Origin of the sequence: Streptomyces rugosispiralis (assembly GCF_024505145.1) — a bacterium.
GTDB lineage: Bacteria > Actinomycetota > Actinomycetes > Streptomycetales > Streptomycetaceae > Streptomyces > Streptomyces rugosispiralis.
Genome location: NZ_JANIAA010000096.1, coordinates 1 through 8,738, shown reverse-complemented (window position 1 = coordinate 8,738; position 8,738 = coordinate 1). Strand labels below are relative to the sequence as shown.

At 67.1% G+C, this 8,738-nt stretch carries 11 protein-coding genes and 3 pseudogenes; 8 read left to right on the top strand and 6 right to left on the bottom strand.

Features of this window, described 5'->3' with window-relative positions:
* The first annotated feature begins 169 nt into the window (after nt 1–169).
* The 7 genes and pseudogenes from NP777_RS46290 to NP777_RS47960 all read left to right on the top strand — a co-directional run.
* Entirely contained in the window at nt 170–937 is a 768-nt protein-coding gene (locus tag NP777_RS46290) for a creatininase family protein (protein WP_256656224.1), read from the top strand.
* 68 nt (nt 938–1,005) lie between these two features.
* Nucleotides 1,006–1,554 carry a TetR/AcrR family transcriptional regulator gene (locus tag NP777_RS46285; protein WP_256656223.1) on the top strand — a complete coding sequence of 183 codons (549 nt, stop codon included), beginning with the start codon at nt 1,006–1,008 and terminating at the stop codon, nt 1,552–1,554.
* Nucleotides 1,478–1,978 (top strand): annotated as a pseudogene (locus NP777_RS46280) (AMP-binding protein); the annotation flags it as partial. The gene NP777_RS46285 and the pseudogene NP777_RS46280, both read left to right, overlap by 77 nt.
* 5 nt (nt 1,979–1,983) lie before the next feature.
* Nucleotides 1,984–2,244, top strand: coding sequence for an AMP-binding protein (locus tag NP777_RS46275; RefSeq protein WP_256656222.1), 261 nt, complete (start codon nt 1,984–1,986; stop codon nt 2,242–2,244).
* Between the two features lie 487 nt (nt 2,245–2,731).
* Nucleotides 2,732–2,938: pseudogene (locus tag NP777_RS48905) on the top strand (hypothetical protein); the annotation flags it as partial.
* 249 nt (nt 2,939–3,187) lie between these two features.
* The gene (locus tag NP777_RS46270) at nt 3,188–4,486 is read left to right on the top strand and encodes an MFS transporter (RefSeq protein WP_256656221.1); all 1,299 of its coding nucleotides are present in this window, start codon (nt 3,188–3,190) and stop codon (nt 4,484–4,486) included.
* 30 nt (nt 4,487–4,516) lie between these two features.
* Nucleotides 4,517–4,714 (top strand): annotated as a pseudogene (locus tag NP777_RS47960) (Tn3 family transposase); the annotation flags it as partial.
* Between the two features lie 42 nt (nt 4,715–4,756).
* On the opposite strand, the gene NP777_RS46265 reads toward NP777_RS47960, so the two are convergent.
* Together NP777_RS46265 and NP777_RS46260 are read right to left on the bottom strand one after the other, a co-directional pair.
* Entirely contained in the window at nt 4,757–5,380 is a 624-nt protein-coding gene (locus NP777_RS46265) for an NADPH-dependent F420 reductase (protein ID WP_256656220.1), read from the bottom strand.
* A 33-nt stretch (nt 5,381–5,413) separates the two neighbouring features.
* On the bottom strand, nt 5,414–6,148 hold the full coding sequence (locus NP777_RS46260) for an SDR family NAD(P)-dependent oxidoreductase (RefSeq protein ID WP_256656219.1): 735 nt from the start codon (nt 6,146–6,148) through the stop codon (nt 5,414–5,416).
* Between the two features lie 144 nt (nt 6,149–6,292).
* Between NP777_RS46260 and NP777_RS46255 the strand changes: the two genes are divergently transcribed.
* Nucleotides 6,293–6,904 carry a TetR/AcrR family transcriptional regulator gene (locus NP777_RS46255; protein WP_256656218.1) on the top strand — a complete coding sequence of 204 codons (612 nt, stop codon included), beginning with the start codon at nt 6,293–6,295 and terminating at the stop codon, nt 6,902–6,904.
* 256 nt (nt 6,905–7,160) lie between these two features.
* Here NP777_RS46255 and NP777_RS46250 read toward each other — a convergent pair whose 3' ends face one another.
* From NP777_RS46250 to NP777_RS46235, 4 genes are read right to left on the bottom strand one after another with little or no spacing between them, the layout of a single operon-like run.
* A complete protein-coding gene (locus NP777_RS46250; RefSeq protein WP_256656217.1) occupies nt 7,161–7,514 on the bottom strand; it encodes a VOC family protein in 354 nt (117 codons plus the stop codon).
* A gap of 4 nt (nt 7,515–7,518) precedes the next feature.
* Nucleotides 7,519–7,683 (bottom strand): hypothetical protein, encoded by a 165-nt coding sequence (locus NP777_RS46245; protein ID WP_256656216.1) that lies wholly within the window; start codon nt 7,681–7,683, stop codon nt 7,519–7,521.
* Between the two features lie 53 nt (nt 7,684–7,736).
* A complete protein-coding gene (locus NP777_RS46240; protein ID WP_256656215.1) occupies nt 7,737–8,237 on the bottom strand; it encodes a flavin reductase family protein in 501 nt (166 codons plus the stop codon).
* The gene (locus tag NP777_RS46235) at nt 8,230–8,454 is read right to left on the bottom strand and encodes a hypothetical protein (protein WP_256656214.1); all 225 of its coding nucleotides are present in this window, start codon (nt 8,452–8,454) and stop codon (nt 8,230–8,232) included. Before NP777_RS46235 ends, NP777_RS46240 begins: the two co-directional genes overlap by 8 nt.
* Between the last annotated feature and the right edge of the window lie 284 nt (nt 8,455–8,738).

The window sequence follows — 8,738 nt, the reverse complement described above, 5'->3', positions numbered from 1 at the left end:
TCGATAACGTAGGGCGCAGCCCAGGCCAGGTCAAGGCCCCGGGGGGAGTGACAGGCGTTAGTTCGGATTAACGTGTGCGGGCCTGGCTGCGGACCTCTCCCCGTCCGCCGAGTAGTGACACATCCGCGAGGTACTGGCCGAGCGGGCACAGGAGGAGGAGTGACCACACGTGAGCGAGTTGCGGATTGAGCGTTTGACCTCGCCTGACATCGCGAGCGCCATCGCGAGCGGTATGCGTACGGCGGTCTTGCCGCTGGGCGCCACGGAGCAGCACGGCGCGCACCTGCCGATGTCGGTCGACAGTGATCACGCCGATCGACTGGGTGTTCTTGTCGCCGAGCGGCTTGGCGACGCGCTCGTGCTACCGACGGTGCGGATCGGCTGCTCGTCGCACCATCTCGGCTTCGCCGGAACGCTCTCGCTGCGGGCCGAGACGCTCGAGGCGATCTGCGCCGACTGCTGCGCGAGCCTTGCCGCGCACGGCTTCCGCCGGGTGCTGATCTTCTCGGCGCATATCGGCAACTACCCGATGCTCGGTGACATCGAGCCGAAGCTCGCCGCGCGGCTTCCCCCCGACCTGGATGTCATCGCGTTCGCGGACTCGGCAGCGGTCCTCCGCGCGTGGCGCGATGCTGCTCAACGTGTCGCCGGCCTCGCCGACCACGTCGGAGGCCATGCCGATGTCGCCGAAAGTTCGATCATGCTAGCCGTGCGGCCGGACGCCGTGCGGAACGAGCGCGCCGCCGCAGGCTTCACGGGGTCCATGGATGACGCGTTGCTGGCCCGCGTATTCACTGACGGTGTCAAGGCGGTCGCACCCAGCGGGGTGCTCGGTGATCCGCGCGGCATGTCGTCCGAGCTGGGCTTCGCCTGTCTGTCCACGGTGGCCGACCTGCTCGTGGAACACGCAATGGCACGTTATCGGCCGCTCACCTAGCCTAGACTTCAGGTGTGTCGAGTTCACCTACCTCCCGTACTGCATCTCCCCGCGCCACCCGTCGGCAGGTGCTGATCAAGGTCGCCGGAGAGTTGTTCAACGAGCGGGCCTTCGATGCGGTCACCACTGAGATGATCGGCGCGCGTGCCGGTGTGACCGGCCCCGCGCTCTACCGGCACTTCCCGAGCAAGCAGGCGTTGCTGATCGCCGTGCTCGAGGATCCGCTGAACGAACTGCTGGCTCAGGCCCGCAAGACGGCGGCCGAGGTGACGGATCCACGCAAGGCACTCGAGGAGATGATCGATTACCACGTCAAACGCAGTCTCCAGAACGTTCCGTCCACGCTGGTGTTCCTGAAGAACGAACACAATGTCCCCGAGGACGAACGCCATCGCATGCGACGCATGATGCGCCTCTACGCCGAGGAGTGGAGCGGGCTGGTCAGCCGGCTGCGGCCCGACCTGTCAGACGCGCAGACCCGCATCCTCACACATGCCGTCTTCTCGATGATCAACGCGGTACCCCAGTTCAACAGCGGCCTTGATCCCGACATCGTCGCGACGACCATCCGCACCGCCGCGATCAACGCGCTACTCATCCCCGCGGACGCGATCTGAGACGCGATCTGATCCGGACGCATCCGGGGCTGTTGCTCGATCGTGCGCGCTCCGAGCCCGACACCGTCGCGCTGCGCACTGGCGCGATGGGGTTGTGCACGCGATCACGTGGCGGACGTACCGAGATCGAGTGCGCGAAATCGCGCTCGGCCTTGTCGAGCACGGTGTGCGGCGCGGCGATCGCATCGCGGTGATGAGCGGCGCACGCCCGGAATGGGCCTTCGCCGCACTGGCCGTGCAGAGTGTCGGCGGCGTGGTGGTCGGCGTCTACCCGACCAGCTCGCCCGCCGAGATCGAGCAACTCCTCACGCACAGCGAGGCCGCCGCCTTCATCGGCGAGACAACCACGGAGCTCAACAAGGTGGCGGAGATCGCGGCCCGCACACCGAAGCTGCGACTCGTCATCGGCATGGACACCGCCCCTCGGCGTTGCCCGGGACAATCACCGGGACGACGTGGGAGGAGCTGCGCACGGAAGGAGCGCGGCATCCAGGCGCCGTATCCGACCGTCTGGTCGAGCTGGTCGCTGCCACGACACTCGACGACCCTGCCGTTCTCTTCTGCACATCGGGCTCCACAGGAGCTCCGAAAGGCGGCACCCATTCGCACCGTACGCTTCAGCACTCGGTCCAGACCGTCGTCGGCCTCTATCCGGAACTCGACAGCCGTGAGCACGACATCGTCGGCTAGGCCGCCGGCGAGCTGATCGCACGAACGCGGGCTTGGCCCCGGGTACGCCGGTACGCCTACAACGGCGCGATGTGGGTCGGTCGCCGAATGGCCGAGCGCCGATGGTCCAGTGGGCATCCCTCGGTATTGCTGCGGATCGCATACACCGCAGTGCTTCACCGTGTCTTCCTGCCGCTGCGGGCAAGCGTCGGATTGGACCGCCTTCGCGTCGCTTTCGCTCCGTCTCTGCCGCGATGCCGAGAACGTCATCGCGCTGTGGCAGATCTGGGGGCTGGATCTACGCGAAAGCTATGGTGGCCTCACCGAAACAGCCGGCTGCCCCGTCGCTCATTTCGACCAGACGTTTCCCCGCCCGGGATATATTGGTCGTGAATTCTCGGACCCACGCTTCCAGGTCCAGGTCGCACATGATGGTGAAATGCTGGTCCGCGCGCCACTGTCGGCCGGAAGAAGGACGTGATCATCACCAGCGGCGGCAAAACGATTCAATCCGCGGCCGATCGAAACCCGGCTGAAGGAGAGCTCGCTGATCAGTGAAGCAATCGTCGTGGGCGACGCGCGCAAGTGCCTCACCGTGCTGCTCGAGCGGAGCACACAGGCCAAGGCGCTGACCGCGGCGGCACTGTCCGAACGCCTGCGAGCCGAGCTCGGGCGAGTCGGGGGACGACACAGCGTTCCGGCAATGCTGACTTAATTCCATTCTTGCGCGCCACTCCCAGACCATGTCTCTTCCGCATCCATGCTTGTGGAATTTGAATTAGTCCAGTCGTGTCAGTGCATTGCGCGTCTGTGTACGAAGGGTCAGAGTCAGCACACCATCAATGCGCCCCATCATCCGATGGCCATCCCGCAGTCGTCGAATCAGCAACGTGACGGCGCCGGCCTCGCGCGGCGAGGGCGGCTGAACGGCGCACCTCCCATCCTGGTGTGACAAGGAGAGCCAATGACGACGGCACAACATTCCCCAAAGACGATCAGCTTGAGGTCCGCCCGGCGTGCATCGCTGGCGGGCGGCGTCGGAACACTGATCGAGTACTACGACTTCAGTGTCTATGGGTTTCTGACGCTCACCATCGGACCGTTGTTCTTCCCCAGCGACAATCCGACGGTCTCAACCCTGTCCGCGCTCGCGGTGTTCGCGTCGTCCTACCTCATCCGTCCGCTCGGTGGCTGGTTCTTCAGCCGTCTCGGCGACCGCCGCGGCCGCCGGACAGCCCTCATCGCGACGATCGTGATGATGGGCGTGGCCTGCGGCATGATGGGCCTGCTGCCCACCTACGGACAGATTGGAGTCGCCGCGACGATCGCCATCATCGTTGTGCGGCTCGCCCAAGGGTTCGCCGCCGGTGGTGAGATCGGTGGCGCTGCCACCTACATCGCCGAGCTGGCGCCGCCCGGTAAGCGGGGCTTCTACGGATCGACGGTTTCCATGGGGTCTACTCTCGGGTTCGCCGTGGCCGCCGGCGTCGTAGGGCTGGTCCGGCTGCTGGTGCCGGCCGACCAGATGGCAACGTGGGGCTGGCGGATTCCATTCCTTCTCTCGCTGGTCCTCACTCTGGTGTGTCTGCAGGCTCGGCTGCGGGTCGAGGAGTCGCCTCAATTCCAAGAGCTGGCGGAGAAGGCCGCGATCGTACGCAGCCCGATGCTGGCCGCTCTGCGCAGCCACCCGGTGTCGGTTGCCCGCGTGGCGGGCCTGGCTATCGCGTTCAATGGCACCGGCTACTTCGGCGTTGCCTACTTCGCCATCTTCCTGCAGGAGGAGGGGTTCTCCGCCACCGGCGTCGCCTGGACATCAGCGTTGTGCATCGCCCTGGCCACCTTCACCTATCCATGGGCGGGCAAGTTGACGGATCGCTACGACCGCAAGCCAATCCTGCTGGCGTCCTACGTCATCTTCGCCGTCATCGCCTGGCCGGTCTTCGCACTCCTCATCGCGGCAACCAGCCTCTGGGCCGTCGGCGCCGTCTATCTGGTCTTCATGTTCTTCACCGGGTGGGCCCAGGTACCTACGTGGCCGTTGGCCACGGAACTGTTTCCGGCAAGCGTGCGCTACTCAGGCATCGCGATCGGCTACAACCTGGGCGTGATCATCGGCGGCATCACGCCACTCGTCGCCGCCGCCCTCGTGGCCGGTACCGGAAGCAGAACCAGTCCCGTCTACTGGATCCTCGCCGTAGCACTCATCGGAGTGATCGCCGTCGCGCGACTGCCGAAGACCGCGGCAAAGCCGCTACCCGCCTGAGCGGACGGCCAGATCCACGATCTCCTGCGACGCTGCGCGGAAGCCGCCCGGGTGCAGGAGATCGTCGAGCCCGCGGATACCACAACCGCGGCCGAGCCGGCCCGGGACGTGTGCCACGGCAAGCGCGGCACCATCCACCAGGCGTACCGGGACGGCATGGAGGACCAGCCCGGCGCGCTCGGCCTGGTCCTCAAAGCCATCGTGCTCTGGACGACCCGCTATCTCGACGACCCGGGACCGCGGCAATTCGATGATCCGTCAACCGTTCGCTCAGCCGGGAAGTTCGGTGATGCTGAGGGCGAAGTCCAGGTTCCCCACCCCGTGGTTGGCGAGGCCCACTGTGACCACGCCCGCTCCTTCCAGCCAGTGCGCCATTTTCAGGCCGCCGACGTCCAGCGGGCGCAGCCCGAGGCTCTCGACGAACGCCTCCACACTTGCCTTGGCCTGCGCGTTGTCGCCTGCGATGAAGACGTCGGGCCGACCCTTCTCCAGGACATGACGGAAAATGGTGTTGAACGCCTTCACCACGCTGGCGCCGGCCGGGGCCGCCTTGGCGACTTCCTGCGCGATCGAGGTCTCCTCGCGGTGGGCCAGCCCGTCGAACGTGGAAGTGAAGGGATTGCTGATGTCGACGATGACCTTGCCCGCGAGAGCGTCTCCGTACTGGGCGACGACCGGCACGACACCGTCGTACAACAGGGCCACGATGACGATGTCCCCGGCCGGGGCGGTGCCCCATTCTCCCGTCGTGGCGCCGCCGCCGAGAGCCTTGGCCAGGTCAGCGGCCTTGGACTGATCGCGGCCCATGACCTCGACGGTGTTGCCGCCCGCTACCGCCCGCGCGCCGATGGTACGGGCCATGTTCCCGGTGCCGATGATGCTGATGTTGCTCATGAGATGTCCTGTCCTGGTTGTGCGTTGTTCGGTTCAGATGGCGGTGGTGCCGCCGTCGGCGACGAGTTCCATGCCGTTGACGTAGCTGGAGTCGTCGGAGGCGAGGAAGAGGGCGGCGGTGGCGATTTCGTCGGGGCTGCCCATCTGGCCGCGGGGGATGAGGGACTCGAACTGGCGCTTGGTGGCCTCGTCGAAGAGTTCTGCCTGCTTGGCGGTGGCGACCTGGCCGGGGGTCAGGACGTTGACGCGGATGCGGCGGTCCTTGAGCTCGTTGAGCCAGACGCGGGCCCAGGCCTGCTGGACGGCCTTGCTGCCGGCGTAGACGCTCCAGCCGGGAAAGGCGCCGAGGGAGGCGTTGGAGCCGGTCATGAGGATGGAGCCGCCGTCGTTGAAGAGCGGGAGGGCCTTCTGCACGGTGAACAGGGTGCCGCGGGCATTGAGCCCGAACCAGGTGTCGAACTGGGCCTCGGTGATCTCGCCGAGCGGGGCGGGCTCGCCCCCGCCGGCGCTGGCCCACAGCACGTCGAGGCTGCCCTTCTCCCGCTTGACGGTGTCGTACAGGCGGTCCAGGTCGTCCAGGTCGGCGGCGTCGCCCTGGACGCCGGTGACGTTGCGGCCGATCTGCTTCACGGCCTCGTCCAGGGCGTCCTGGCGGCGGCCGGTGATGAAGACGTGCGCTCCCTCGTCGACGAACAGCTTCGCGCCGGCCAGCGCCATGCCGGTGGTGCCGCCGGTGATGACCGCTACCTTCCCGTCAAGCTTTCCCATGGTCTCTCCTTTGGATCGGTGGTGCCGTGCGCACCTGGGGTGACGGTGTTATGTACACCGCCCTGTGTGCTTACGGTACGGGGCGGGTGGCCGGGACGCAAACTATGTACACCGGTCGTTACCCAGCTGCGGTAGGATGGGCCCATGACGGAGTTGGAGAAGGGCCCCAAGGGCCGCCGCCGCGGCCGGGGCGCCCGCGAGCGCATCCTCAGCGCGTCCCAGCAGCTGTTCCGCGAGCAGGGCATCAACCGCACCGGCATGGACCAGCTGTGCGCGGCGGCCGAGGTGTCCAAGCGCACGGCCTACCAGCACTTCACCGGCAAGGACGAACTCGTCGCCGAGTACCTGCGCCGGTTCGACCCCTCCGTTCTGCCCGGCGTGTTCGACCGCACCGACCTCACGCCCCGCGAACGGCTCCTCGCCGCCTTCGACATCCCTCCCACCACCCCCCTGTGCCCCTACATCGCCGCCGCCGTCGAACTCCACGACCCCCAGCACCCCGCATCCCAGTACGCACGCGACTACAAGAAAGCCGTCGCCACGCGGCTCGCCGACACCGCCCGCGAAGCCGGCGCCGCCGACCCTGAACAGCTCGGCGAGCAGCTCGCGCTGCTGCTCGACGGCGCCGCGGCCCGCACCCGGGTCCTCAACACCGACGCCTTTCCCGCCGCCGCCGCCATCGCCGCCGTCCTCATCGACAACGCCATCCCCGCCACAGCCGGCGATGAGCGGCGACGGGAGGAAGTGCCGAGTTGACGCGGCACTCCGCGGCCGGGCTGGACGCGCTGCCGGTCCAGGCAGATCGACTTTCTTGCGTCACAGCCCGCATCGGAGAGCGATGGCGGGTGACTCGGTCAGCGGGTGTTGGGGCCTGGGCCGCGCAGGTTGTTCCGGCGCGCAAAGGGTCGAGGATCTGGCCGACGGCCGGAGAGGGACACGAACAGGAATGCCAATGGCACCCGACGTCTCGGTCTGCGGCATGGCGGAGGCCAACCCGCTACCGGACTGACCGCTACCGCCGCCCGTAGATCACTACGGTGTTGCCCCATGGGTCCCGGGCCACGGCCCGGACCTCGTGCGGGCCCTGCTCGGGCTCCCGGACTACGGATCCGCCGCCTTGTACGAGGGCGGTGAGCGCTGAGGTCACGTCGGGGACCTTGAACGACACCGCGGGCACCCCACCGGTGACGTCCTCGGCCGGACCGGTCAGGGCCAACGTGGTGCTACCGGCGTCGAGGGCGGCGTAGCGGTCGCCGTCGACGAACTTCGTGGCCAGGCCGAAGGTGTCGGTGTAGAAACGCACGGCGGCGTCGATGTCGGCCACCGGGTGCAGCACGTTCCCGATCTTCACGAGGTCGATCTCCACGGAATCACTCACCGGACGGCCGCGGCACGGCCCGGTACGTCCGCCACGTGATCGCGTGCACAACCCCATCGCGCCAGTGGCGCAGCGCGACGATGTCGGGCTCGGAACGCGCACGATCGAGCAACAGCCCCCGATGCGTCGGGGTCGGTTCAAAATCCATCAGATCCATCACACGGCCTCTCCGCGGATCCACCAGAGCTGACGAGCCGGGCCCGACGCCATTCATGTAACGCTCTGCCCGAGGTGGAGGAAATCGCCGCGGTACCACATCACCGGCTCGCCGCTACCTATGCGCGCGTCGTGCACGCGACCGATGAGAATGACGTGATCGCCGCCGGGTACGGCTTGCTCCAGCTCGCAGCGGATGACCGCCGCGGCGTCGGGCAGTATCGGATGACCGCCCTCATCGGACTCGAAGCCCCCGTGCGCGAACTTGTCCTCGCCCTTCGTGGCGAACCTCATGGCCAACTTCGCATGCGCGGGCGTCGCGATGTTCACGACAAACCGCTCAGCCGCTATAAAAGCCGGGAAGCAGGTTGCTCCTTGGTCCAGGCAAACGAGCACAAGAGGTGGATCAAGCGACAGCGCCGCGAAGGAACTCGCGGTGAACCCATGCAGCGTGCCCCCGGCGCTTCGGGTCGTCACGATCGTCACGCCGGCAGGGAAGCGGGCCAGCGCCGAACGGAAGGCAGCCGCGTCCAGCCCTTGGACTCGATCAGCCATGCCACACCTCGCGGGCGGCGCGGGCGGCAGGGGCGTGGTGGACGGTGTCCGCGTTGGCGAGGGCGGCGCTGGGCCGCTTCTCGTCAGACCAGTTGTCCGTACGGCTTGTGAAAGCCATCAGGTACGGGCGGAGCACTTCCTCGACCAGCTCCCGGTAGCGGCGCTCACGCGCGAGCCCGACCGAGGTGTCCCCCTCGGCCATGACGATGACGTCCATATCGACCCCTCCGTTCGAATGTTATTGATGATTAACGTAAGACGTGACCTGGATGCGGTCAAGTCGCCAGATGGGGAGGCAGAGATGTTAGTGCATGGTAACTATGGGAGATGTCAGGCCGGTCTGTGGCCTGCCTGTGCGGCTCTCGGCCGGTGACGCGACCAGGGTGACGCTGGTCGCTGTGCCCCGTGTGTGCTCGCCAGACCTCGTTGTTATCGAAAGATGGCGCTCTCGCTCTTCCCTCGGGGCCTTGACCTGGCCTGGACCGCGTCCTACGTTATCGG